22 protein-coding genes are annotated in these 26,302 nt (G+C 65.1%); 20 read left to right on the top strand and 2 right to left on the bottom strand.

Annotated features, from left to right (window positions below; all coding sequences use genetic code 11):
• The first annotated feature begins 95 nt into the window (after positions 1-95).
• The 4 genes from E3O18_RS05255 to rplL all read left to right on the top strand — a co-directional run bounded on the left by E3O18_RS05255 (position 96) and on the right by rplL (position 3,547).
• Positions 96-845 (top strand): response regulator transcription factor, encoded by a 750-nt coding sequence (locus E3O18_RS05255; protein ID WP_134417671.1) that lies wholly within the window; start codon positions 96-98, stop codon positions 843-845.
• Positions 842-2,344 (top strand): HAMP domain-containing sensor histidine kinase, encoded by a 1,503-nt coding sequence (locus E3O18_RS05250; protein ID WP_134394870.1) that lies wholly within the window; start codon positions 842-844, stop codon positions 2,342-2,344. The genes E3O18_RS05255 and E3O18_RS05250 overlap by 4 nt, the downstream gene beginning before the upstream one ends.
• Before the next feature lie 251 nt (positions 2,345-2,595).
• Positions 2,596-3,111, top strand: coding sequence for a 50S ribosomal protein L10 (rplJ, locus tag E3O18_RS05245; RefSeq protein ID WP_104100771.1), 516 nt, complete (start codon positions 2,596-2,598; stop codon positions 3,109-3,111).
• A 52-nt stretch (positions 3,112-3,163) separates the two neighbouring features.
• Positions 3,164-3,547: a 50S ribosomal protein L7/L12 gene (rplL, locus tag E3O18_RS05240; RefSeq protein ID WP_134394871.1), complete on the top strand. Its 384-nt coding sequence runs from the start codon at positions 3,164-3,166 to the stop codon at positions 3,545-3,547.
• A 134-nt stretch (positions 3,548-3,681) separates the two neighbouring features.
• On the opposite strand, the gene E3O18_RS05235 is transcribed toward rplL, so the two are convergent.
• Complete coding sequence (locus E3O18_RS05235; RefSeq protein ID WP_134394872.1) at positions 3,682-4,716, bottom strand: LacI family DNA-binding transcriptional regulator; 1,035 nt, start codon at positions 4,714-4,716, stop codon at positions 3,682-3,684.
• Between the two features lie 313 nt (positions 4,717-5,029).
• Between E3O18_RS05235 and E3O18_RS05230 the strand changes: the two genes are divergently transcribed.
• The 15 genes from E3O18_RS05230 to nrdF all read left to right on the top strand — a co-directional run bounded on the left by E3O18_RS05230 (position 5,030) and on the right by nrdF (position 24,442).
• Positions 5,030-6,346 carry an ABC transporter substrate-binding protein gene (locus E3O18_RS05230; protein WP_134394873.1) on the top strand — a complete coding sequence of 439 codons (1,317 nt, stop codon included), beginning with the start codon at positions 5,030-5,032 and terminating at the stop codon, positions 6,344-6,346.
• Between the two features lie 155 nt (positions 6,347-6,501).
• Positions 6,502-7,635 carry a sugar ABC transporter permease gene (locus tag E3O18_RS05225; protein ID WP_134394874.1) on the top strand — a complete coding sequence of 378 codons (1,134 nt, stop codon included), beginning with the start codon at positions 6,502-6,504 and terminating at the stop codon, positions 7,633-7,635.
• Entirely contained in the window at positions 7,632-8,606 is a 975-nt protein-coding gene (locus tag E3O18_RS05220) for a carbohydrate ABC transporter permease (protein WP_134394875.1), read from the top strand. The genes E3O18_RS05225 and E3O18_RS05220 overlap by 4 nt, the downstream gene beginning before the upstream one ends.
• 102 nt (positions 8,607-8,708) lie before the next feature.
• On the top strand, positions 8,709-10,637 hold the full coding sequence (locus tag E3O18_RS05215) for an ABC transporter ATP-binding protein (protein ID WP_134417670.1): 1,929 nt from the start codon (positions 8,709-8,711) through the stop codon (positions 10,635-10,637).
• Positions 10,638-10,647: 10 nt separating this feature from the next.
• Positions 10,648-12,012 (top strand): cystathionine beta-synthase, encoded by a 1,365-nt coding sequence (locus tag E3O18_RS05210; RefSeq protein ID WP_134417669.1) that lies wholly within the window; start codon positions 10,648-10,650, stop codon positions 12,010-12,012.
• Between the two features lie 23 nt (positions 12,013-12,035).
• Positions 12,036-13,190, top strand: a complete 1,155-nt coding sequence (locus tag E3O18_RS05205; RefSeq protein WP_134394878.1) for a cystathionine gamma-synthase — start codon at positions 12,036-12,038, stop codon at positions 13,188-13,190.
• A 277-nt stretch (positions 13,191-13,467) separates the two neighbouring features.
• On the top strand, positions 13,468-14,484 hold the full coding sequence (locus E3O18_RS05200; protein ID WP_134417667.1) for a LacI family DNA-binding transcriptional regulator: 1,017 nt from the start codon (positions 13,468-13,470) through the stop codon (positions 14,482-14,484).
• Positions 14,485-14,959: 475 nt separating this feature from the next.
• Positions 14,960-16,510, top strand: a complete 1,551-nt coding sequence (mmsA, locus tag E3O18_RS05195; RefSeq protein WP_134394881.1) for a multiple monosaccharide ABC transporter ATP-binding protein — start codon at positions 14,960-14,962, stop codon at positions 16,508-16,510.
• Complete coding sequence (gene mmsB, locus E3O18_RS05190; RefSeq protein ID WP_134394882.1) at positions 16,507-17,841, top strand: multiple monosaccharide ABC transporter permease; 1,335 nt, start codon at positions 16,507-16,509, stop codon at positions 17,839-17,841. The genes mmsA and mmsB overlap by 4 nt, the downstream gene beginning before the upstream one ends.
• Positions 17,842-17,889: 48 nt before the next feature.
• On the top strand, positions 17,890-18,981 hold the full coding sequence (locus tag E3O18_RS05185; protein WP_134394883.1) for a sugar-binding protein: 1,092 nt from the start codon (positions 17,890-17,892) through the stop codon (positions 18,979-18,981).
• 194 nt (positions 18,982-19,175) lie between these two features.
• On the top strand, positions 19,176-20,147 hold the full coding sequence (locus E3O18_RS05180) for a type IV toxin-antitoxin system AbiEi family antitoxin domain-containing protein (RefSeq protein WP_134394884.1): 972 nt from the start codon (positions 19,176-19,178) through the stop codon (positions 20,145-20,147).
• A gap of 393 nt (positions 20,148-20,540) precedes the next feature.
• On the top strand, positions 20,541-20,774 hold the full coding sequence (gene nrdH / locus E3O18_RS05175; protein ID WP_104099275.1) for a glutaredoxin-like protein NrdH: 234 nt from the start codon (positions 20,541-20,543) through the stop codon (positions 20,772-20,774).
• Positions 20,775-20,860: 86 nt separating this feature from the next.
• Positions 20,861-21,265, top strand: a complete 405-nt coding sequence (nrdI, locus tag E3O18_RS05170) for a class Ib ribonucleoside-diphosphate reductase assembly flavoprotein NrdI (RefSeq protein WP_134394885.1) — start codon at positions 20,861-20,863, stop codon at positions 21,263-21,265.
• A 5-nt stretch (positions 21,266-21,270) separates the two neighbouring features.
• A complete protein-coding gene (gene nrdE, locus E3O18_RS05165; protein WP_134394930.1) occupies positions 21,271-23,403 on the top strand; it encodes a class 1b ribonucleoside-diphosphate reductase subunit alpha in 2,133 nt (710 codons plus the stop codon).
• A 64-nt stretch (positions 23,404-23,467) separates the two neighbouring features.
• Positions 23,468-24,442: a class 1b ribonucleoside-diphosphate reductase subunit beta gene (gene nrdF, locus E3O18_RS05160; RefSeq protein WP_134394886.1), complete on the top strand. Its 975-nt coding sequence runs from the start codon at positions 23,468-23,470 to the stop codon at positions 24,440-24,442.
• Between the two features lie 111 nt (positions 24,443-24,553).
• Here nrdF and E3O18_RS05155 read toward each other — a convergent pair whose 3' ends face one another.
• Entirely contained in the window at positions 24,554-24,991 is a 438-nt protein-coding gene (locus E3O18_RS05155) for a DUF1801 domain-containing protein (protein ID WP_134394887.1), read from the bottom strand.
• Positions 24,992-25,189: 198 nt separating this feature from the next.
• On the opposite strand from E3O18_RS05155, the gene E3O18_RS05150 reads away from it, so the two are divergent.
• The coding region (locus tag E3O18_RS05150; RefSeq protein WP_198410887.1) for a hypothetical protein at positions 25,190-26,302 on the top strand (1,113 nt) is incomplete at its 3' end.

The raw sequence follows: 26,302 nt of genomic DNA, 5'->3' as shown, positions 1-26,302 counted from the left end.
GCGGGGCGACAGCGGACGGATGACGGTTTCGCGTCACAGCAGACACCAAGACTGCGCATAGCCGATTCATAGCCAACACTCGGATACTGGTGATCATGAGCACGAGCGAGAACGAGCGAGCGGTCCGCTCACCGCGACTGACCAGGGCGGACGGCAGCGCCATCCGGGTGCTCGTGGTCGACGACGAACCCACGCTGACCGATCTGCTCCAGATGGCGCTGCGCTATGAGGGCTGGGAGGTGCGCACGGCCGGCGAGGGGCGTCAGGCGCTCACGATCGCCCGCGAATTCCGGCCGGATGCGATCGTGCTCGACGTCATGCTGCCCGACATCGACGGCCTGCAGGTGTTGCAGCGCATGCGGGCGACCGGCCACGAGACGCCCGTGCTCTTCCTCACGGCCAAGGACTCCCTCGACGACCGGCTCAAGGGCCTGACGGCCGGCGGCGACGACTACGTCACCAAACCGTTCAGCCTCGAAGAGGTCGTCGCCCGGCTCCGCGGGCTCATCCGCCGGTCCACCCTCACCGTGGCCGACTCTATGGATCCCCGCATTTCGGTCGGCGACCTCACCCTCGACGAGGACAGCTACGAGGTGTTTCGTGGGGGAGACGTGATTGAGCTGACCGCCACCGAATTCGAACTGCTGCGCTTCCTGATGCGCAACCCCCGGCGGGTGCTCAGTAAGGCCCAGATCCTCGACCGGGTGTGGAGCTATGACTTCGGCGGCAAATCCTCCGTCGTCGAGATCTACATCTCCTATTTGCGCAAGAAGGTCGATGCCGGCCGCGTGCCGATGATCCACACGGTGCGTGGCGCCGGCTATATGTTGAAGACCGCCTCGTGACCCCGAATTCTCCCCGCGAGCCGGGCGCTCGCCGGCCACGCGCGCCGTGGACCCTGCGCCGGCGGCTGGTGCTCGCCGTCGTCGGCCTCCTAGCCCTGGTCAGCATCGGTATCGGGATGGTCAGCGTCGCCATTCTCCGTGCCTCCCTGATCGACGGCCTCGACCAGCAGCTGCAAAGCGCGTCGGACCGTTCAGGCGCCGTGATCGACGTGCGTCGGGATGCGGACGACGAGGGCGGCAACGGGGCATTCATCACACCGACGGCGCAAATGATTCTGTCCGGTCCGGCCCAGCAGCCCGGAACACTGGCCCTGGTCTACGACGGCTCGACCGTCACGGCCGGCTACACGGAGGAGGAGAGCGGGGAGATCGCCAAGCTGACCGGTGAGCAGGTGCAGTTGCTGGCCGAACAGGTACGGGAATCGACCGCGGTGACGGTGCACCTCGGCGAAGACGCCGGCAGCTACCGGGTCAGGGCCGACACGAACGGTAACGGCACCCTCTACCTGGTGGGCCTGCCGCTCTCCGGGGTGCAGAACACGGTCACCCAGCTGGGCATCATCATCGCGGTGGTCTCCCTGGTCGGAATCCTCATCGTCGCGATTCTGGCCACCTGGATCGTGCGGCTCGCCCTGCGCCCTCTGGTGCGCGTGACCGAGACGGCGGCGCGGGTGTCCGAGCTCCCCCTGGACCGGGGGGAGGTCTCGCTCGTCGACCGGGTACCGGTCGCCGACACCGACCCCCGCACCGAGGTCGGCCGGGTGGGATCGGCGCTGAACCGCATGCTCGACCACGTCGACGTGGCGCTCGAGACCCGTCAGGCCAGCGAACGCAAGGTGCGCCAGTTCGTCGCCGACGCCAGCCACGAGCTGCGCACGCCACTGGCGTCGATCCGCGGCTACGCCGAACTCACCCGCCGCTCCGACCAGGAACTGCCGCCGGACGCGCTGCATTCCCTGGGGCGGATCGAGTCGGAGTCGGTGCGGATGACCGGCCTGGTCGAAGACCTGCTGCTCCTCGCCCGTCTCGACGAGGGCCGGGAGCTGGTCAGCGGCCCGGTCGACCTGACCAGCCTGCTCGTGGACGTCGTCAGTGACGCCCACGCCGCCGGCCCGGGACGGGTGCTGGGCCTGGAGTTGCCCGACGAGCCGGTGGAAATCGTCGGTGATGCCGCGCGGCTGCACCAGGTGTTCGCCAACCTGCTCGCCAACGCGCGCATCCACACGCCCCCCGAGACCACGGTCGACGTGGCCCTCGCTCGCCAGAACGACCGCGTCATCGTGACGGTGACGGATGACGGCCCCGGCATCCCCGAGAACCTCCGGTCCACACTGTTCGAGCGTTTCGCCCGCGGCGACAGCACGCGCTACCGGGGAACAGGCAGCACGGGCCTCGGCCTGGCCATCGTCCACGCGGTCGTGGCCGCGCACCAGGGCGAGATCGAGGTCGAGAGCCGCCCGCGCTTCACCTGCTTCCGCGTCACCCTTCCCCTCTCCTGAGCTGAGGGGCAACGGATGCCGATTTGCACCGGCCTCCTCCATCCCGTATCGTGGGCGACAGCCAAAGACCGCCGGTTATTGCCGTGTAGAAATGCACAGGCAATCGAAGGTTCATTCACGTGAACGGCCCGCGCAGGATTCGAAGTCAGACTGCATTCCTCCGGAATGCGCTCCCAGCTCCGGCGCCTGCGTCGGAGCTTTTTTCATGTCTGCTCCCCGGGCTACCGGCACATGAAACCAAGAGGAGCGCCATGGCGAACAAGGAAGCAACGGTCGCCGAGCTTACGGAGAAATTCCAGAGCTCGACCGCCGTTCTGCTCACCGAGTACCGCGGTCTCACTGTTGCGCAGCTCAAGTCGCTGCGCGTTTCCATCAGTGCGGACGCCACGTACGCCGTGGTGAAGAACACGCTGACCAAGATTGCGGCGAACAACGCCGGCATCACGTCGTTTGACGACGAGCTTGTCGGTCCGTCCGCAATCGCATTCGTTCACGGAGACCCTGTCGCCGTTGCGAAGACCCTGCGTGCCTTCACCAAGGCAAACCCTCTCCTGGTAGTGAAGGGTGGTTACTTCGACGGTAACCCGCTCACCGCCGCAGAGGTAGGCAAGCTCGCCGACCTCGAGTCCCGCGAAGTGCTGCTGGCCAAGCTGGCCGGCGCATTCAAGGCCTCGCTGTTCGGAGCCGCATATCTGTTCAACGCACCGCTGTCGAAGGCTGTTCGCACCATCGACGCGCTGCGTGAGAAGCAGGAGTCCGCGAACTAGGCATCTGCCTGGCATCGCGGTGAGTAACTAAGAAACTATAGGGAGAAAAATCATGGCAAAGCTTTCCACCGAGGAATTGCTCGAACAGTTCAAGGGCCTCACCCTCATCGAACTCTCCGAGTTCGTCAAGGCGTTCGAGGAGACCTTCGAGGTCACCGCCGCTGCACCGGTCGCCGCTGCCGGCGCTGCCGGTCCCGCCGCCCCCGCTGAAGAGGTCGAAGAGCAGTCCGCTTTCGACGTCATCCTCGAGGCTGTCGGCGACAAGAAGATCCAGGTCATCAAGGTTGTGCGCGAGCTCACCAGCCTGGGCCTCGGCGAGGCCAAGGCCGTCGTCGATGGCGCGCCGAAGGCCGTCCTCGAAGGCGTTTCCAAGGAAGCCGCTGAAAAGGGCAAGGCTGCTCTCGAAGCTGCCGGCGCCACCGCCGTCCTCAAGTAGTCGGGGCCCCGCGAGGGGTTCTCTACTTCTCGTAGAGGCGTGACGGCGCAAGCCGTGCTCACACAGAAGGCGTCGCATCCATCGGATGCGGCGCCTTCTGTCGTTCTGCCCGTTCCGTCAGGCCCGACGCACGGTCAGGCCCCGTGGGTGAGCCGTGGGCCGCTGGTGCTCGAGCGGATGACCAGGTTCGTGGGCAGCCGGGTCAGGTGATCCTCGTCGCCGTGCTGAGTGGGGTTCTCCAATTCCGCCAGGAGGGCCTGCACCGCGAGCCGGCCCTGTGTGCGCGGGTGCTGCTCGAGGGTGGTCAGACGGAACATATCGGCATACGGATGTCCGTCGATCCCGATCACGGACAGGTCGGCCGGCACCTGGATGCCCAGTTCCCTGGCGGCGATGATCAAACCGATCGCGATCTCGTCGCTCGCGGCGAAGACCGCGGTGGGGCGGGTGCGCGGGTCGCCGAACACGGCGAGGCCCACGTCGTAGCCGCCCGGCATCGTGAACTCGCAGGCGTAGAACAGGCCCGAGCGTTCGGTGGGTAGGCCGGCGGCGCTCATGGCGGCGTAGAAACCGGTGAGCCGGTTGCTGTGCACCTGGAAGTCCATCTCGTCTTCTTTGCTGCCGCCGATGTGCACGATGTCCGTGTGCCCCAGGCTGAGCAGGTGCTCGGTGGCGAGCCGGGCCGCGGCAACGTCGTCGATGGCGATCGTGTCCACGCCGCGGATCGGTCCGCCGATTCCAACCAGCGGGCGGCCCAGGCGGTGCAGCAGGGTGACCTCCTCATCGCTGAGCGCCACACCGACCGAGATGACTCCATCGAAGCGTTTGCGCGCGAGGAAGTACTCGAAGACCCGCTCCCGTTCGGGTGAGGGTGCCGGCAGGTTGTAGAGGGTCATGTCGTATCCCTCGTCCAGCAGCGCCTGTTCCATGCTTTCCAGAACCTCGGAGAAAAACCAGCGGCTGATGAACGGGATGATCACGCCGATGCTCTTGGTTCGGCCGGTGACGAGGCTGGCCGCGTTGGGTGACGCGACGTAACCGATCTCCCTGGCTGCGGCGATGACCTTGATCCGGGTCTGCTCCGATACATAGCCACGACCGCTCAGGGCACGGGAGGCTGTGGCCTTCGCGACGCCGGCGAGGCGTGCGACATCCGCAATTGCGCTCATTCCAGCCTCCGCCCTTGGACCCGTTTCCAACACTGTACAGCTCTGGCAGGCCCGCTGGAACCGGTTCCACTATATGCGCCGGAATGCGACACGTCCCGGCGAACGAACTTTCGAAGGTTACGTGGCGGGAGTGCGATCTTTGCCATTCCGTGACAAATTTGATCTTGCGATTCGGCCCGGCGTACCGTAACTTGTGGTGTGGAACCGGTTCCTTATCTGATCGTTTTCGGCACACAAGCTGTTCCTGCAGCACCTGGGTGTTTGTCCGGGGATATCCCCGGCGCATCTTCATCAAACTCAACGAGGAGGAAAAATGCGGTCATTCCACCGCCGAATCACAGCACCCATCGCCATTGCGGCGATCGCCGGTCTGACCCTGGCCGGCTGTTCCGGTGGCCCCGGCAGCACGAACACCGACTCCGGAGCTGAAGGCGACGGCGTCGTCTCCGTCTACGGCACCATCGGTGACACCGAGGCCAAGCTCCTCGAGGAGTCCTGGGCTGCCTGGGAAGAAGAGAACAACATCGACATCCAGTACGAGGCGTCGAAGGAGTTCGAGGCCCAGATCGCCATCCGCGCCCAGGGTGGCAGTGCTCCCGACATCGCGATCTTCCCGCAGCCCGGCCTGATGGCCGACCTTGCCAGCCGCGACTTCCTCAAGCCCGCCCCGAAGGCCGTCGAAGACAACGTCGACGAGTTCTGGTCCAAGGACTGGAAGGCCTACGGCACCGTCGGGGACACGTTCTACGGCGCGCCACTGATGGCCAGCGTCAAGGGCTTCATCTGGTACTCCCCGGCTAAGTTCACCGAGTGGGGTGTCGAAGTTCCCGAGACCTGGGACGAACTCCTCGCCGTGACGAAGACCATCCAGGAGAAGACCGGCAGCGCGCCGTGGTGCGCCGGATTCGGCTCGGGCGACGCCACCGGCTGGCCGGGCACGGACTGGGTCGAAGACCTCGTCCTGCGTCAGGCCGGAGCGGAGACCTACGACAAGTGGGTTGCCAACGAGATCCCGTTCACGGACCCCGCAATCAAGGCCGCCTTCGACTCCGTCGGAGAAATCCTGCTGAACCCGGCCAACGTCAACGCCACGTTCGGTGACGTCCGCTCGATCAACAGCACCCCGTTCGGTGACGTGGCCACGCCGCTCGCCGCCGGAACCTGCGCGCTGCACCACCAGGCATCCTTCTTCGACGGCTTCATCACGGATGCCGGCGGAGAGGTCGGTCCCGACGGTGACGTCTGGGCCTTCATCACCCCGGCCGAAGAGGCCGGCAGCCAGGCCGTGACCGGTGGTGGCGAGATCGTCGCCGCATTCGCGGATGATGCCGACACCCAGGCCGTTCAGACGTACCTCTCCAGCGACGACTGGGCGAACAGCCGGGTGAGCCTTGGTGGAGTCATCAGCGCCAACTCGGGTCTGGACCCGGCCAACGCGAAGAGCCCCATCCTGCAGGAAGCCATCAAGATCCTTCAGGACCCGGAGACCACCTTCCGCTTTGACGCCTCCGACCTGATGCCCGGCTCCGTGGGCGCCGGCACCTTCTGGAAGGGAATGGTCAACTGGATCAACGGAGCCCCGACCGACGAGGTGCTCACCAGCATCGAAGCCGGCTGGCCCTCCAGCTAGTTCGATTCGGAACCAGCCCAACTAACAGCACCACAACCGTGCGGGTCGTCCTTCTGAAAAGGGGCGACCCGCACCCCCCTGCTGGTGTACCGTGGCGGTAGTTTTCCGCCCCACCAGCAAACTGTGAGCCCGCAGTCGTACTCGAGAGGTTTCATATGTCGGCGTTCCTTGCCTGGCTGGCTGACTTGCCGCCCCTGGTCCAAGTCCCCATCATCATCCTCGCGTTCGTCGCCCTGGTGGCCGCGATCCTGTTCTTCGTCGAGATAGCCCCGCGCAAGGGCACCGGCTTCACCGTCATCCGTCTCGCCGTCTGCGTCGCCGCACCGCTGCTCATCCTGCTCGCCGCGGGATCGTACTGGTGGGCCATCGCCGCGGCCGCCGTTCTCGGCGGAGTCTTCTTCATCGTCGACTACCGTTCACGCTCCGGCGCCGGCTACCTCTTCCAGCTCTTCGGCTTCCTCGCACCGGCCATCCTGCTCCTCATCGTCGGACTCATCATCCCGACCATCCAGACCACGGTGCAGGCGTTCATGAACTCCCGCGGAACCGAGTTCATCGGCCTCGACAACTTCGTCTGGGTGTTCACCCAGCCGGAGGCCATCCGCACGGTGCTCAACACGATCGTCTGGGTGCTCATCACTCCGCTCGTGTCCACGGTCGCCGGCCTGGCCTACGCGGTATTCATCGACAAGAGCCGCGGCGAGAAGTACTTCAAGATCATGGTCTTCATGCCCATGGCCATCTCTTTCGTCGGGGCGTCCATCATCTGGCGCTTCGTGTACACGGCCCGGCCGGCCGACCAGAACCAGATCGGCCTGCTCAACCAGGTTGTGGTGTGGTTCGGCGGCCAGCCCGTCGACTTCCTCGCCAACGCACCCTGGAACACGGTCTTCCTGATCGTCGTGCTGATCTGGGTGCAGACCGGATTCGCCATGGTCGTGCTCTCCGCCGCCATCAAGGGTGTGCCTGCCGAGCAGATGGAGGCCGCCGAACTCGACGGCACCAACGCCTGGCAGAAGTTCACCAACGTCACGGTGCCCGGCATCCGCGGCGCCCTCGTCGTCGTGTTGACGACGATCTCCATTGCCTCCCTCAAGGTCTTCGACATCGTCCGGACCATGACCGCAGGCGCCAACGACACCAGCGTCATCGCGAACGAGATGTACACGCAGTTCAAGAACTTCGAGCAGGGCCGGTCCGCCGCCTTCGCCGTGATCCTGTTCCTGCTCGTGCTCCCGATCGTCGTCTACAACGCCCGCCAGATTCAGAAGCAGAGGGAAATCCGATGAGCGCGATTCTTCCGGTTGAGCTCCCCGTCGACACGAACACCAAGAGCCAAATTCGCCGAGGCGAGCGCCGCCAGGAGTTCGCGGCGGCCAAGCGCACCAAGAAGCGGTTGACCAGCCGGGGCGCCACGATCGCGGCGCTCGTGATCGCCGTGCTCTGGACCGTTCCGACCTTCGGGCTCTTCGTCTCCTCCTTCCGCCCGGCGCAGGAGGTGCGCACCACCGGCTGGTGGACGCTCTTCTCGAACTGGGGTCTGACCCTCGACAACTACAGCGATGTGCTCCAGGCCGGCAACAGTCAGCTGAATCTGGCCGGTGCGTTCATCAACTCGATCGCGATCACCCTGCCGGCCACACTGCTGCCGCTGATCATCGCCAGCCTCGCCGCCTACGCATTCGCCTGGATAGACTTCCGCGGCAAGAACGTGCTGTTCATCGCGGTGTTCGCGCTGCAGATCGTTCCGCTGCAGATGGCCCTCGTGCCGCTCCTGCAGTTCTTCTCGCGGGGTGAGGTCTTCGGCTTCCCGGTGGTCTCCTCGATCAGCGACGCCGGCGGCTACTCGCAGGTGTGGATCGCGCACACGATGTTCGCCCTGCCGCTGGCCATCTACCTTCTGCACAACTTCGTATCGGAGATTCCTGCCGACGTCATCGAGGCGGCGCGGGTGGACGGCGCCGGTCACGGGCAGATTTTCTTCCGCATCGTGCTGCCGCTGACCATGCCGGCGATCGCATCCTTCGCCATTTTCCAGTTCCTCTGGGTCTGGAACGACCTGCTCGTGGCGCTGATCTTCGCGGACGGTGCGGTGGCCCCGATGACCAAGCTGCTGGCCGAGATCACCGGTACCCGAGGCCAGGACTGGCACCTTCTCACGGCCGGCGCGTTCATCTCGATCCTGGTCCCGCTGATCGTGTTCTTCTCCCTGCAGCGCTACTTCGTGCGCGGCCTGTTGGCCGGTTCGACGAAGGGCTAGCCGCATCAGCGACTGTGCCCGTTCCGCCGCTGGCGCCCACCCGGGCCGTTGCCGTCCGGAACGGGCACATTTGTGTGCCGCGCGGGAGTTTAGAGTGAATTCATGAGTGGAATGCACGGTGGCGGCGGCCGACGGGGGCGGGTCAGCGGCGCGGATGTCGTGGCTCAGCGGGCCGAGAACGCCGAGGCCCCGCGCATCCCGAATCTGCTGCGCCGGATCATCGGCCTGTTCGCGCCGCACCGCGCGAAGCTCACGGTCACCGTGGTTCTCGTGTTCATCAGCGCGGCGCTCTCCGTCGTGCCGCCCCTGCTCGTGCAGCGGGCCTTCGACGAGGGGCTCTTCCCGCCCGGCGGCAGCCCGGACGTGCAGCGTCTCGCCGTGCTCGTGGGGGTGATGATCGCCATCTACCTGGGGACGCAGTTGCTCGGTGTCTGGCAGACCTGGCTCACCGCCACGGTCGGCAACTCGGTGATGGGTGCCCTCCGGGTGCGCCTGTTCACCCACTTGCAGGCGATGGAGCTGAGCTTCTTCACGCGAACGAAGACGGGCGTCATCCAATCCAGGCTGCAGAACGATGTCGGCGGCGTCGCGAGCGTGCTCACCAACACCATCTCCAGTCTGCTCGGCAACGCCGTGACCGTGATCGCGGCGCTCGTCGCGATGCTCCTGCTGAGCTGGCAGCTGGCGATCGTCGCCATCATTCTGATGCCCGTGCTCGTCTTTGCCCAGCGCCGGGTCGGCCAGGTGCGGGCCCGCATCGCGTCCAGGACGCAGGAGTCGCTCTCGGATATGACGGCGATCACGCAGGAGACGCTGAGCGTGTCCGGCATTCTCCTCTCGAAAAGCTTCACCCGCCAGAAGACCGAGATCCATCGGTATGCCGACGAAAACGCCAACCAGGTCACGTTGCAGATCAGCCAGCAGATGAGCGGACAATGGTTTTTCGCCATGGTGAGCATCTTCCTCTCCAGCATCCCGGCGATCGTCTACCTCGTGGCCGGTCTGCTGATGGGCAGCGGAACGACCGACATCACGGCGGGCACGATCGTGGCCTTCACGACCGTGCAGTCACGGCTGCTGTTCCCGCTGCTCGGCCTGATGCGCGTCGCCCTCGACCTGCAGACCTCGAGCGCCCTGTTCGCCCGCATCTTCCAGTACCTCGACCTCCGGCCCGCGATCCGCGACGCCCCCGACGCCGCTCCCGTGCCGGCCCGCGGCGAGGCCGTCGGCCGGGTCGCCTTCGACGGGGTCACCTTCGCCTACCCGGATGCCGGCGCGGAATCGCGCCCCACCCTGGACGACGTCTCCTTCACGATCGAGCCCGGCCAGTTCGCGGCTTTCGTCGGCCCGTCCGGGGCAGGCAAGACCACCGTGTCCTATCTGATCCCGCGCTTCTACGAGGCCTCGGCCGGGCGGGTACTCTTCTCCGGCGTCGACGTGCAGGGCCTCCAGCAGCAGTCCCTCGTCTCCCACATCGGCATCGTCAGCCAGGAGACCTACCTCTTCCACGCGACCATCGCCGAGAACCTCCGCTACGCGAAACCGGACGCGACGGATGCCGAGCTCGAGGCCGCCGCCCGATCGGCGAGCATCCACGACACGATCGCATCCTTCCCCGCCGGCTACGACACCCTGGTGGGGGAGCGCGGCTACCGGCTCTCCGGCGGCGAGAAGCAGCGCATCGCCATCGCGCGGGTGCTGCTCAAAGACCCCGAGGTGCTGATCCTCGACGAGGCCACCAGCGCCCTCGACGCCATCTCCGAGCGCGTCGTTCAGGCCGCCCTGGACACCGCCTCCCGCGGGCGCACGACAATCGCCATCGCGCACCGGCTGTCGACCATCGTGTCCGCCGACGTCATCTTCGTCGTCGACGCCGGCCGGATCGTAGAGAGGGGCACCCACGCCGAACTGCTCGCCGACGACGGCGTCTACGCGCGGCTGTACTCGAAGCAGGTCACGTCGCCGGTGCCCACGCCGCCCACGCCGATAGAGTTGACACGGCTCGAATCCGTGACGAAGAACCCTCGATGAAGGACTCTCGATGAAAATTGCCGACACCGTTCTCGACCTCATCGGTGACACCCCCCTGGTCAGGCTGCACAAGGTGACGGCTGACATCAGCGCCACCGTGCTGGTCAAGCTGGAGTACCTGAACCCGGGCGGCTCAGCGAAGGACCGCATCGCGGTGCGCATCATCGATGCCGCCGAGCGGGACGGCCTCCTGCTCCCCGGCGGCACCATCGTCGAGCCGACCTCGGGCAACACGGGCGTCGGCCTCGCTCTCGTTGCCCAGCAACGCGGCTACAAGTGCGTGTTCGTGCTGCCGGAAAAGGTGGGCGAGGACAAGCGCAACGTGCTCACGGCCTACGGCGCGGAGATTGTGGTGACCCCGACATCCGTCGCCCCCGACCACCCGGACTCCTATTACAGCGTGTCCGACCGGCTGGCCCGGGAGATCCCGGGGGCTTTCAAGCCCAACCAGTACTTCAACCCGAACGGCCCGCTCAGCCACTACGAGACGACCGGGCCCGAGATCTGGCGGGACACCGACGGCACGGTCACCCACTTCGTCGCGGGCGTCGGCACCGGCGGCACCATCACGGGTACCGGACGGTACCTGCGCGAGGTCTCGGGAGAGAGCGTGCGCATCATCGGCGCCGATCCGGAGGGCTCGGTGTACTCCGGCGGCACCGGCCGGCCGTATCTGGTCGAGGGCGTGGGCGAGGACTTCTGGCCGGGCGCCTACGACCCGGAGGTCGTGCACGAGGTGATCGCCGTCTCCGACGCCGACTCCTTCGCGATGACCCGCCGGCTCGCCCTCGAAGAGGGCATTCTGGTCGGCGGTTCGAGCGGCATGGCCGTCGTCGCCGCCCTGCGCGCGGCGAGAACCCTCGGCGCCGACGACACCATCGTCGTGCTGCTGCCCGACGGCGGGCGTGGCTACCTGGGCAAGATCTTCAATGACGGCTGGATGCGCAGCTACGGTTTCAGCAACGCGCCCGCCGGGCACACGGTCGGTGACCTGCTCTCGTCCAAGACCGGCGCCCTGCCGCCGTTCGTCTACGTGCACCCCAGCGCCACGGTGCACGACGCCATCGGAGTCATGACCGAGGCCAGCGTCTCCCAGGTGCTGGTGCTCACCGAAAAGCCCCCGGTGGTGATGGGTGAGGTCGTCGGTGCGATCGACGAACGCCGGCTGATGGAACTCGTCTTCTCCGGCGAAGCGAAACTGGCGGACCGCGTCGGCGAGTTCGTCGGCGACTCCCTCCCGCTGATCGGGGTGAACGAGCCCGTCGTGGCCGCGCGCGCCGCCTTCGCCGGCCACGATGCGCTGCTCGTCACCGACGGTGGCAAACCTCTCGGCGTCATCACCCGCCACGACCTGCTCACCTACCTGAGCGCCTGAACAGCATGACTAAGGACGAATCAATGGCTCGCACACGAAACTTCGACACCCTCGCCATCCACGCCGGGCAGGAATTCGACCCGACGACCGGCGCCGTGATCCCGCCCATCTACCAGACGTCCACGTATGTGCAGGAGAGCATCGGTCACCTGCGCGGCGGCTACGAGTACAGCCGCGGTGGCAACCCGACCCGCACCGTGCTTGAGACCCTGCTGGCCGCGTTGGAGGGCGGAAAGCACGGCCTCTCCTTCGCCAGCGGGCTCGCCGCGGAGGACACCATCCTGCGCGCGCTGCTCGCACCGGGCGACCACATCGTGCTCGGCAACGACGTCTATGGCGGCACGCACCGGCTGATCAACCGGGTGCACGGTGCCTGGGGCATCCTCAACTCCACCGTGGAGATGAGCGACCTCGCCGCCGTCGAACAGGCCATCATTCCGGGCGAGACGAAGATCCTCTGGGTGGAGACGCCCAGCAACCCGCTGATGAAGGTCTGCGACATCGCCGCTCTGGCCCGGATCGGCCACCGTTTCGGCGTGACCGTGATCGTGGACAACACGTTCGCCTCGCCCGCGCTGCAGCAGCCGTTGGCCTTGGGGGCCGACGTCGTCGTGCACTCCACCACGAAGTACCTCGGTGGCCACTCCGACGTGCTCGGCGGCGCCCTGATCATCAACGACGACGAGCTCGCCGAGAAGGCCCAGTTCCTGCAGTTCGCCGCCGGTCCCGTCTCGGCCCCGATGGATGCCTGGCTCACCGTGCGCGGAATCAAGACCCTCTCGGTGCGGATGGACCGCCACTGCAGCAATGCCCAGGCGATCGCCGAGCACCTGCAGGGCCACCCGGCGATCGACCGGGTCTACTACCCCGGCCTGCCGACGCACCCGGGCCACGAGCTGGCGAAAAAGCAGATGAGCGGCTTCGGCGGCATGCTGTCGATCTCCTTCGTGGGCGGCGCGGCCGCGGCGCGTTCCTTCGCCGAGGCCACGCAGCTGTTCCAGCTGGCCGAATCGCTCGGCGGCGTGGAATCGCTGGTCAACTATCCCTCCGAGATGACTCACGCGTCGGTGCGCGGCACCGAACTCGAAGTGGCGGACAACATCATCCGGTTGTCCGTGGGCATCGAAGACGTCGCCGACCTCATCGACGACATCGACCGGGCGCTCGCGGCCGTTTAGGCGGACAGGTCCGTACAGCCGCGGCGGCCCTGGCTGCCGGGGATGATGAGGACCGGTGACCGTCGGCGCGCAAGGCATCGTATTCCGCTGGATGAATCAATCCCGGCCCACCATGCCCCCACTGGCATTCGTCGTCGATCCGGTGCGTTTGCCCGGTCACCCCGTCGCAGGGGGCGCGGTAGGGGGCCGCAGTGAGGTGCCTCGCGCAGCCTCTTCGGAGTGCATACTTGATCTGCGTTCACAATTGTGACCGTGCACATGCCGACGAGGTCTTCCTGTGACTATCGATCTGCCCAAGGGGCGTGCCCCGAGCATCCGTGATGTGGCGCGCCTCGCGGGGGTCTCGCATCAGACCGTTTCGCGCGTGCTCAACGACCATCCCAGCATCCGTGATTCCACCAAGGCGAAGGTGTTGCAGGTCATGGAAGACCTGCAGTACCGGCCGAACCGGGCGGCCCGCGCGCTGTCGCGCGGGCGTTCGCGCACCATCGGCTTGCTCTCGGCGGAGAGTGCCTACGGGCCGGCCAGCAGCATCGCCGCCATTCAGGACGCTGCCCAGGAAGCCGGCTATTACGTCAACACCGCGAACCTCACATCCGTCGACACGGAGTCGATCGAGGCGGCGCTGGAGCATCTGATGAACCAGTCCGTGGAGGGCATCGTCGTGATCGCGCCGCAGGTGCGGGTTTTCGACGCCCTGGAACAGCTGTCCATCGACGTGCCGTTCGTTACCCTGCAGTCCACCGGCCGCTTCGATAATTCCCTGTCCGTCGACCAGATGACCGGTGCCAGACAGGCCACGCGGCACCTGATCGACCTCGGTCATCGGAGTATCTACCACCTTGCCGGACCCCAGGACTGGATCGAGGCCGAGGCCCGAATGCGTGGTTTTCTCGACGAGATGTGGGAAATGGATGTGCCGACCATGGCGCCGATTCTGGGCGACTGGACCGCCGACTTCGGATACCGTGCCGGACGGGAATTGCTCCGGAGGCGGGACTTCACGGCCATCTTCGCGTCGAATGATCTGATGGCGCTCGGGTTCATGCACGCCTGCCGGGAGGCGGGCCTCGACCTGCCCCGCGACATGAGTATCGTCGGCTACGACGATATTCCCGAAGCGGCACACTTCTGGCCACCGCTCACGACAGTGCGCCAAGACTTCGCCGAACTCGGGCGGCGGTGCATCGCCCTCTTGCTCAGCAACCTTAGCGGCGGCGTGCCGATCGAGCGGAGCGACCCGATCGTTCCCGAGCTCATCGTGCGCGGCTCGACCGCACCGCCCGCGTTCTGAATTCGGAACATGCGCGACTTCGCCGCGATCACCGGTGACTGGTTCGCCTGCCTCCGCATCTTTCCCCGGAGTTCTGTGAGCGCATTCTCGAGCATTTCCCTGTTTCCGCCCAGCGTTACAGAAGCCGTATGCCGCACCGCCGGGACCGTCCGTGAGCCGGCTGGGCTCGGCGGAATGTCCTGACCTCCGACCCCGCTCATCGGAGCAACAGCCTGTTACGCAAGCGTGACAAAACGAAACTTGACACCGGGACTGTCACCGGGTCTATAGTGTCAATGTGATCGGTCACATGGACCCGAATCCAACACTTTTTTTCAAACGCATGACATTGAGGTCAAGCTTGTGAGCACACTTTTTCACCTGCCCGGCAGCTCCGCTGCCGCCCTGCTGAGCGGGAGCGGGATGAGCCTTCGCGCGTCCATCTCGTTGTCGATAGGGGATACCGGCAGCGGCCCCGGGCGTGAGGAGTCCAACGATGTCCACTGACCACGTAATCCTGGAGATGCGTTCCATCACCAAGGAGTTTCCCGGGGTCAAGGCCCTGTCTGACGTCTCCATCACGGTGAATCACGGCGAGATCCACGCGATCTGCGGTGAGAACGGTGCCGGCAAATCCACCCTGATGAAAGTGCTCTCCGGGGTCTACCCCTCCGGCACATACACGGGCGACATCATCTACCAAGGTCAGAACGTGCACTTCAAGGACATCCGCTCGAGCGAAGAAGCGGGCATCGTCATCATCCACCAGGAACTGGCGCTCATCCCGGAACTCTCCATCACCGAGAACATCTTCCTCGGCAACGAGCCGACCAAGTGGGGTGCAATCGACTGGATCACCGCCAAGAAGACGGCACTCGAGCTGTTGGCGCGCGTCGGGCTGCGGGACGACCCCGACACCCTGATCAAGAACATCGGCGTCGGCAAGCAGCAGCTGGTCGAGATCGCCAAGGCCCTCAACAAGTCGGTCAAGGTGCTCATCCTCGATGAGCCGACCGCGGCCCTGAACGAGTCGGACTCCATGCATCTGCTGGACCTGATCCGCGGGCTCAAGGGCAAGGGAATCAGCTCGATCATGATCTCCCACAAGCTCAACGAGATCGAACAGGTCGCAGACTCGATCACAATCATCCGCGACGGCAAGACGATCGAAACCCTGAATGTCGTGGCCGACGGAGTCAACGAAGACCGGATCATCCGGGGCATGGTCGGGCGCAGCCTGGAGAGCCGTTTCCCGGACCGCACACCGCACATCGGCGAGGTCTTCTTCGAGGTGCGTGACTGGACCGTGCAGCACCCGCAGGTCGCCGAGCGCATGGTCGTGAAGGGTTCCAGCCTGAACGTACGCAAGGGTGAGATCGTGGGCATTGCCGGCCTGATGGGCGCCGGGCGCACCGAACTGGCGATGAGCATCTTCGGGCGCTCTTACGGCAACTTCCTCTCCGGCCACCTCTACAAGGACGGACAGGAAATCGTCCTGAAAAGCGTGGCCGACGCGATCGATAACGGCCTCGCCTACGTGAGCGAGGACCGCAAGGCACTCGGCCTGAACCTGCTCGACGACATCAAGCGTTCCGTCGTCTCGGCCAAGCTCTCGAAGATCTCGGCCGGGCAGGTCGTGAACGACTCCAAAGAATTCGGAATCGCAGAGGAGTACCGCAAAAGCCTGCGGATCAAGACACCCAGCGTCAATGCGGGCGTCTCCAAACTCTCCGGCGGCAACCAGCAGAAGGTCGTTCTGGCCAAGTGGATGTTCACGGACCCTGACCTGCTGATCCTGGACGAGCCGACCCGTGGCATCGACGTCGGCGCGAAATACGAGATTTACGGCATCATCCAGCAGCTCGCCGAACAGGGCAAGGGAGTCATCCTGATCTCTTCTGAGCTCCCGGAGCTCCTCGGCCTCGCCGACCGGATCTACACGGTCTTCGAGGGAGCGATCACCGACTGCATCCCGGCGGAGTCCGCCGATCCCGAAACCCTGATGAAAAGTATGACCTCCGCACGGAAGAAGGTTCAGAGCATATGAGTGAAGACACGAGTACCCGCAAAGGCGCTCTCGGTGATCTGAAAAGGATCTTCGGCAGCGGCAGCTCGAACCTGCGGCAGTTCGGCATCCTCTTCAGCCTGATCGCCATCATTCTGCTCTTCCAGTACCTGACCGACGGGCTGACGCTGTCGTCCGGCAACCTGATCAACCTGGTCAGCCAGTACTCCTATATCCTCATCCTCGCCATCGGCATGGTCATGGTAATCATCGCCGGCCACATCGACCTGTCGGTCGGATCCGTTGCCGCTTTCGTCGGCATCGTGGTGGCCACCGCGATGCGGGACTGGAACTTCCCGTGGCCGCTGGCAATCCTGCTTGGGCTGTTCGTGGGAATGCTGATCGGCGCCTGGCAAGGTGCGTGGGTTGCCTATGTCGGGGTTCCCGCCTTCATCGTCACCCTGGCCGGCATGCTCATCTTCCGCGGCGGCAACCAGGTCATCGGCAACGCCAACACGGTCCCCGTTCCTGACGGCTTCACGATCATCGGCTCCGGCTACCTTCCCGAGGTCGGCCCGAACACGGGCTACAACAACCTGACCCTGCTGCTGGGGCTCATCATCGTGGTCGCGGTCGTCTACTCCGAATGGCGGGCCCGCCGGGTTCAGAAGATCATGGGTTCGACGCCAGCACCGCTCTGGGTAAGCATCGTGAAAGTCGCCCTTCTCTGTGCCGTCATCGTCTACGCATCCGTCCTCTTCGCCGGTGGCCGTGTCGGCACTAGCTTCCCGGTCTCCGGAATCATCCTCGGCGTGCTCGTTCTCTTCTACGCGTTCGTCACTCGGAACACGATCTTCGGCCGTCACGTCTACGCGGTCGGCGGCAACAAGCTCGCCGCCGAACTCTCGGGGGTCAAGTCCCGTCGCGTGAACTTCCTCGTCATGATGAACATGTCGATCCTCTCGGCCCTGGCCGGCATGATCTTCGTGGCCCGCTCGGTGGCGTCCGGCCCGCAGGACGGCCTCAGCTGGGAGCTCGACGCGATCGCCGCCGTGTTCATCGGTGGCGCGGCCGTGTCCGGCGGAATCGGAACCGTCGTCGGCTCCATCATCGGTGGTCTCGTCATGGCGGTGCTGAACAACGGCCTGCAGCTGCTGGGCGTCGGCTCCGACTGGGTTCAGATCATCAAGGGCATGGTGCTCCTGGTGGCCGTGGGTGTCGACGTGTGGAACAAGAGCCAGGGTCGACCCTCCATCATCGGCCTCTTGACCCGGAAGAAGAAGACTGCCGAATTCCCGGCGGAGCCACCTCTGGTCGTGCCCGACGCGGGCACCCCGGAGAGCGCGCGGCCGCAGGCCACGCGGCCCAACTAGCCCAGATTTCCCCTTCACCAAACCACAACGAACAGAAAGTAATCGACAATGCGAAAGATTCTTGCGACAACTGCGATCGCCGCAGTGGCCTTGATGGCACTCTCAGGTTGCTCCACCCGCACGGACACCGCCGGCGAAGACGGCGCTGCTGCCGGCTTCGCCCAGGATTCGGTCATCGGCATCGCCCTCCCCTCGAAGACCTCTGAGAACTGGGTCCTCGCCGGCGGGCTCTTCGAAGACGGCCTCAAGGAGGCCGGCTACAAGGGCGACGTGCAGTACGCCGGTGCCTCGACCACGGTCAAGGACCAGCAGGACCAGATCTCGGCCATGGTCACCAACGGTGCCAAGGTCATCATCATCGGTGCCGCTGACGGTGGCCAGCTCGCCACCCAGGTGCAGTCGGCCCGCGACGCCGGCGCCATCGTGATCGCCTACGACCGCCTCATCCTGAACACCGAGGCCGTGGACTACTACGTCGCCTACGACAACTTCAATGTCGGCGAGCTCCAGGGCCAGGCGCTCCTGGACGGACTGGCCACGAAGAAGCCGGAAGGCCCGTACAACATCGAGCTGTTCTCCGGTTCCTCGGATGACGCCAACTCCGCCGTCTTCTTCGGCGGCGCGATGAGCGTCCTGCAGCCGAAGATCGACGACGGAACCCTCGTCGTCGCCTCCGACCAGACCGACATCAAGCAGACGGCAACCGCCGGCTGGAAGGCCGAGAACGCTCAGAGCCGCATGGACGCGCTGCTTACCAGCACGTACAGCGACAAGACGCTCGATGGCGTTCTTTCCCCGAATGACACCCTCGCCCGTGCGATCATCACCTCGGTGAAGGCCGCCGGTAAGGACATCCCGATCGTCACCGGGCAGGACTCCGAGGTCGAGTCGGTCAAGTCGATCATGGCCGGCGAGCAGTACTCCACCATCAACAAGGACACCCGCGTGCTCGTTGACAAGGCCATCGAGATGGTCAACGTTCTCCAGAAGGGCGACACCCCCGAGGTCAACGACACCGAGTCCTACGACAACGGCAAGATCGTCGTCCCGGCCTACCTGCTGCCCCCGGTCATCGTGACCAAGGAAAACGCGGCCGAGGCATACGCGAACGACCCGAACCTCGCCCCGCTGACCGAGTAACAACCCGGCAGTACACCTGCATCACAGCATCTCGACACCAGGGCCGGCTCCTCACGGAGCCGGCCCTCTCGTGTGTCCGGTCGGGTGTGGGGGGCCGCCGCGCCGTGTCGTCCCCAGGGGCAGGGACTCCCGGGTTTATCCACGGATGCCCGGGCGCACCTGCCCCGGCCGGCCCGCCGCCCACAGGGTGAGGCATGAGCGAACTCCTGGACCTCGTCAGCGCCCGCCACGACGGGCTCATCGCCTATGCCACGCTCCGGGAGCGCGGCCTCGACTCGCACTCCGTGGATGCCCTGATCCGTCGTGGCGAACTCGTGCGTACGCGCCGCGGCATCTACGTGTCGGGGGAGCTGTGGCGCGCCGCCGATCCCGATCAGTGCTACCGCCTGTTCGTGCTCTCGACGGCCCTGGCCTCGGGCCGGCCGCTCGTGCTGTCGCATGCGTCCGCGGCGGTGATGCACGGGCTGCCGCACATCGGCACCTGGCCCCGCACGGTGCACACGATCGATCCGGATGCCTTCGGTGGCAGCACCGCACGGTTCACGACCAGCCATCGTGGGGCTCCGGCCTCGGAGCCGGCGCTCCTCGGCGGGATCGCGGTGACCTTGCTGCCGCGCACCCTGGTCGACGTCGCGGCGAGCACCAGCTTTCTCGTGGGCGTCACCATGATCGACCATGCGTTGCGGGTCGAGCGGGAGCGGGCCGCGGCCGAGGCGCGGCGGGGCATCCGTGGTCGCCGTGCCCTCACCAGGGAGGACCTGTTCGCAGAGCTTGTGGCGGTGAACCCGCGGGCCGGCGCGCGGCTAGCCGAGCGGGCCATCGCCTTCGGGAACGGGCTGTCGGCCAACGGCGGCGAGTCCCTCAGTCGGGTGCGGATGTTCCAGCTCGGCTTCGAGGTGCCCGAACTGCAGGTCGGTTTTCCCGCCATCGACGGCCACGACTACTGGGTGGACTTCTACTGGCGCCGCATCCGCAAGATCGGGGAGTTCGACGGCAAGCACAAGTGCACGCGCGGCGCGGTGCTCGGCGATCGGGATCCGGGGGAGGTCGTCTGGGAGGAGAAGCGCCGGGAGGATGCGCTACGTCACCACTCCAACAGCTTCGACCGCTGGGATTGGGCGACCGCGCTCTCGCCGCAGCGCTTCCACGGGGTGCGCCCCGGGTGACGTGCCGGCCGCCCGGCCGCCGGCCGCCTCGCCGCCCGGCCGCCCCGAAGGGGGCACGAGCGTCCGCGTCGCGGCGAGCGACACGCCGACAGGGTTTCCACAGGCTTGAGTTCTGCTCCCTGCGCTGCCTGTGGATAACTTTGACGCATTCCGCGTGATTCGGCTCGACTCGCATCCGGGGGGCTGTGCACAACCGGTGGAATGTCGGTGGATAACTACATACTTGTAACTACTGTATGTAGTGGCCATTCCCTTCGAGCATCACTAGATGTAGTATTGAAGTTCAACACACAGCACGTCTTGAACTTCAGATTTCACATGAAAACCGATTTTGAGCACTGATGTTTGAACCGATTTTGAATACTGATCCCTGAACGACGAGAAAGGCCCTCCATGGCAATCACGGTCTACACCAAGCCCTCCTGCGTGCAGTGCACTGCGACGTACCGCGCCCTGGACAACAAGGGCATCGAATACGAAATCCTCGACCTCTCGCTCGACGAGAACGCCCTGGAGGCCGTCAAGGCCCTGGGCTACCTGCAGGCTCCCGTCGTTATCACCGACGAGGACCACTGGTCGGGCTTCCGCCCCGACAAGATCAACGAACTCGCGCAGCGCCTCGCGTAGCGCCGCGGCGCCAGGGGGTGGCGTCGCAACAGACCGTAAAAAAGCGTCGTTTGGCGTGCCGACTTCTCAGCAACAGGAGGTGTTCCATGACCGATATCGTGTATTTCTCCAGCACCTCGGGCAACACGCACCGCTTCATTGAGAAGTTGGGTCGCCCGGCCGCTCGCATCCCGCTCTACGCACGCGATGAGCCGCTCCGGGTCAGCGAACCCTACGTGCTGGTCGTGCCGACGTATGGCGGCGGCGACAGCAAGGGCGCGGTGCCCAAACAGGTCATCACGTTCCTGAACGACGAGCAGAATCGCTCGCTCATCCGCGGCGTCATCGGCGCGGGCAACACGAATTTCGGCACCGGCTACTGCCTCGCCGGGGACATCATCGCCCAGAAGTGCAAGGTGCCCCACATGTTTCGCTTTGAAGTATTTGGAACTCCGGATGATGTGCGCATCGTCCACGACGGATTGGAATCATTTTGGAAGCAACAGCCGTGAAGACTATGGCTCACCCGGCTCCCGGCCTGGCGATGGATTATCACTCCCTCAACGCCATGCTCAACCTGTACGGCCCGAACGGGGAAATCCAGTTCGAGAAGGACCGCGAGGCTGCGCGGGAGTTCTTCCTGCAGCACGTCAACCAGAACACGGTGTTCTTCCACACGTTGCGCGAACGCCTCGACTACCTCGTCGAGAAGGAATACTACGAGCAGGCCGTGCTCGACCAGTACTCGTTCGAGTTCATCACCGACCTCAACAAGCTGGCGTACTCGAAGAAATTCCGCTTCCAGACCTTCCTCGGCGCGTTCAAGTACTACACCTCGTACACGCTGAAGACGTTTGACGGAAAACGGTACCTCGAGCGTTTCGAAGACCGAGTCGTGATGACCGCGCTGGGCCTCGCTCAGGGTGACGAGCAGCTCGCGATCTCCCTCGTTGAGGAGATCATCGCCGGGCGTTTCCAACCGGCCACCCCCACCTTCCTGAACTCCGGCAAGGCGCAGCGCGGCGAGCTCGTCTCCTGCTTTCTGCTCCGTATCGAAGACAACATGGAGTCGATCTCCCGCGGCATCAACTCGTCGCTGCAGCTGTCGAAGCGGGGCGGCGGCGTCGCGTTGCTGCTCAGCAACATCCGTGAGTCCGGTGCACCGATCAAGCAGATCGAGAACCAGTCCAGCGGCATCATCCCCGTGATGAAGCTGCTTGAAGACTCCTTCAGCTACGCCAACCAGCTCGGTGCCCGTCAGGGTGCCGGCGCGGTCTACCTGCACGCGCACCACCCCGACATCATGCGCTTCCTCGACACCAAGCGGGAGAACGCCGACGAGAAGGTGCGCATCAAGACGCTGTCCCTCGGCGTGGTCGTGCCCGACATCACGTTCGAGCTGGCGAAGAAAGACGAGGACATGTACCTGTTCTCGCCCTACGACGTCGAGCGCGTCTACGGGGTGCCGTTCGCCGACATCTCCGTCAGCGAGAAGTACCACGAGATGGTCGACGACCCGCGCATCAAAAAGTCCAAGATGAAGGCCCGTGACTTCTTCCAGACGCTCGCCGAGATCCAGTTCGAGTCCGGCTACCCGTACATCATGTTCGAGGACACCGTCAACGCGGCGAACCCGATCAAGGGTCGCGTCAACATGTCGAACCTCTGCTCGGAGATCCTCCAGGTCAACACCCCGACCACGTACAACGAGGACCTGTCGTACGACCAGATCGGTAAAGACATCTCCTGCAACCTCGGGTCGATGAACATCGCCCTGTCGATGGACTCGCCCGACTTCGGCAAGACCGTGGAGACCGCCATCCGCGGCCTCAGCTCGGTGTCGGAACAGAGCCACATCTCCTCCGTGCGCTCGATCGAAGACGGCAACGACAAGTCGCACGCCATCGGCCTGGGCCAGATGAACCTGCACGGTTATCTCGCCCGGGAGCGCATCTACTACGGCAGTGACGAGGGCATCGACTTCACCAACATCTACTTTTACACGGTGCTGTTCCACGCCCTCCGCGCCTCGAACAAGCTGGCCATCGAGCGCGGCCACGCGTTCGTCGGCTTCGAGGACTCCACCTACGCCTCCGGGACGTTCTTCGACAAGTACACCGACCAGATCTGGGAGCCGGCCACCGCGCGCGGCGCCGAGCTGTTCGCGCAGGCCGACGTGCACATTCCCACGCAGGCCGAGTGGGCCGAGCTCAAGGCATCCGTTGTGGAGCACGGCATCTACAACCAGAACCTGCAGGCCGTGCCGCCGACCGGGTCGATCTCCTACATCAACAACTCGACCGCATCGATCCACCCGATCGCGTCGAAGATCGAGATCCGCAAGGAAGGCAAGCTCGGCCGCGTCTACTACCCGGCGCCGTTCATGACGAACGACAACACCGGGTTCTACCAGGATGCCTACGAGATCGGCTACGAGAAGGTCATCGACACCTACGCCGCCGCCACGCAGCACGTCGACCAGGGCCTGTCGCTGACGCTGTTCTTCAAGGACACCGCCACCACCCGCGACATCAACCGCGCGCAGATCTACGCGTGGAAAAAGGGCATCAAGACCATCTACTACATCCGTCTGCGCCAGATGGCCCTCGAGGGCACCGAGGTCGAGGGTTGTGTTTCCTGCGCTCTCTGAGTGAGTTCGTGCTGAGCCTCTCGACTACTGAACCGCCTGTGCACTGCCGACTAAGGAACAACCAATGATTGACAAGCTCAAGCTCGTCTCCCACGTTGACGCGATCAACTGGAACAAGATCGAAGACGAAAAAGACGTCGAGGTGTGGAACCGCCTCACGAACAACTTCTGGCTGCCGGAGAAGGTGCCGCTGTCCAACGACGTGCAGTCCTGGGCCACGCTCACCCCGGCGGAGCAGCTGCTCACCCTGCGGGTGTTCACCGGGCTGACCCTGCTCGACACGATCCAGGGCACAGTGGGTGCCGTGTCGCTGATTCCGGATGCGATCACGCCCCACGAAGAGGCCGTCTACACGAACATCGCGTTCATGGAGTCCGTGCACGCCAAGAGCTACTCGTCGATCTTCTCGACCCTCGCGTCGACGAAGGAGATCGACGAGGCGTTCCGCTGGTCGACGGAGAACGTCAACCTGCAGCGCAAGGCCGAGATCATCATGAAGTACTACCAGGGCGACGACCCGCTCAAGCGCAAGGTCGCCTCGGTGCTGCTCGAGTCGTTCCTGTTCTACTCGGGCTTCTACCTGCCGATGTACTTCTCCAGCCGCGCCCGCCTCACCAACACGGCCGACCTCATCCGTCTGATCATCCGGGATGAAGCCGTGCACGGTTACTACATCGGCTACAAGTTCCAGAAGGGGCTCGAGGCCGCCTCGCAGGAGCGCCGCGATGAGATCAAGGACTACACCTTCAATCTCATGTTCGAGCTCTACGAGAACGAGATCCAGTACACCCAGGACCTCTACGACGAACACGGGCTGACCGAGGACGTCAAGAAGTTCCTGCACTACAACGCCAACAAGGCGCTGATGAACCTCGGCTACGAGGCCATGTTCCCGAAGACCGTCACCGACGTGAACCCGGCCATCCTGGCCGCGCTCTCGCCGAACGCCGACGAGAACCACGACTTCTTCTCCGGGTCGGGCTCGTCCTACGTCATCGGCAAGGCCGTCAACACGGAAGACGCCGACTGGGACTTCTAGTCCCGGTCGTGTGACCGCACCGCCGACGTCGACAGTTCCGGTCGAGATCGCCCGCTATGCCGGGCGAACTCGACCGGAACTGTCTGTTTCGGCGGGGTGCGGGCCGGGGGCCTACTCCTTGGCCGCCGGCGGCGCGGGGTCGTCGCCCCGGGACCAGGCGATCGCGACCAGCCGGCGCAGAACACCGAGGTCGATGTCGTCGAGCTTCTTCACGTAGACGCACCCCGCCCCCTCCGTGTACGCGCCGAGCCGTGGCAGGAACTCGGCGCCCTCGGGGAGGTCTTTGAGCCCGTAGATCGACAGTTGCGCCTTGCGCGGAGAGAACCCCGTCTTCGGCCAGTCCCCGCGGTTGCGCGGGTTCGCGGGCGACACGTAGCGGTAGCTGCCGTAGCCCACGATTGATGGACCCCACAGGACAGGGTCGGCGCCCGTCACCTCGCGGAAGAGCGCGTCGAGGGCCATGCCGTCCGCGCGGCGGCGGGCGGGCGTCGCGGCCTCCAGGAAGTCCTCGACGGAGGCATCCGTCGGCTGCGTCTTCATTTCGGCCATGGCACCATTATGGTGCGGGCGCCCCTGACCGGGTATATGCGCCGAGGTTCGGACGCGTTTAGGGATTCAAACGCTCCAGGGACCATGCGTTTAGCTGTTTGAACGCACCCGCCGTTCCCGAGGATCCGGCGCAGACATACCTTCGTTGGAGGGATGGCCCACCCGAGGGTCTTCCCGCCGAGCGCAGGGGCAGCCACCATGAAACGAGTATTGAAGCGAACGGGCATCGCAACAACGATCACCGCCATCACGGCGGTGAGCGTCCTGGCCTTCGGTGGGGTTGCCTACGCGGACATCATTCAGGACAGCATCGTGGGTTCGGCCAGTGTCACCCTCGTTGCGGGATCGGAAACGGCCGGAAGCGCCACGATGAGGCTCAACGCCAACGGCAAGAGTGACGGCGACATCGGATGCAACATTGATGCGGGGGAGAGCCCGCTGAAACTCACCGTGGTCGCACCCTCCGGCGTCACGGCCAGCCCCAACCCCGTGGTCATCACGAACTGCACCGACGATTTCCCGGTCAGCTTCACAGCGGGCACCGCTGCCCAGAGCGGTACCGTGACGGTCCTCATCCTGGCGCAGCCGGCCGGCGGCGGAGAATTCAAGAACCAGGTCGGTATCCCCATCATCATCACCCAGCCGGTCCCGACGAACACCGCGCCTTCGGTCTCGGTCAACGGGGTGAGCAACGGGGCCAGCTATGAAATCGGTACCGTGCCGACCGCCACCTGCCTGGTGGTCGACGCCGAAGACGTCAACCCCACGGCCGCCTCCGTGACCACCGGGGCGCTGCTGAATGGACTCGGCACCCAGACCACGACCTGCGACTACACCGACGCCGGCGGGCTCAACGCCCCAACGGCGACGGTGACCTACACGGTCGTCGACACGGTCGACCCGACCATCGGATACACGCTCAACCCGGTAGACCCCGACGGTACCAATGGCTGGTACACGACGGACTCGGGCGTCCTGGTCCACTTCGCGTGTGAAGACGTCGGAGGATCCGGCATCGCCACGTGCCCGGCCGACGTGATCCTGATGGACGGTGCGGACCAGTCGGTGACGGGTACCGCGACCGATAATGCCGGTAATACCGCGTCCGTGACGGTGTCCGGGATCACCGTCGACACCGTCGACCCGACGATTTCGTACACGCTCGACCCGGCCGACGCGAACGCCGACGGCTGGTACACGAGCTTCGTGAAAGTCGACTTCACCTGCACGGATGTCGGCGGGTCCGGCATCGCCGCCTGCCCGGCCGACATCACCCTGACCGACGGTGTGAACAACGTGACCGGCACCGCG

Source organism: Cryobacterium sp. TMT2-42-4, from assembly GCF_004402645.1.
Taxonomy (GTDB): domain Bacteria; phylum Actinomycetota; class Actinomycetes; order Actinomycetales; family Microbacteriaceae; genus Cryobacterium; species Cryobacterium sandaracinum.
This window is presented reverse-complemented; position numbering and strand designations above follow the sequence as displayed.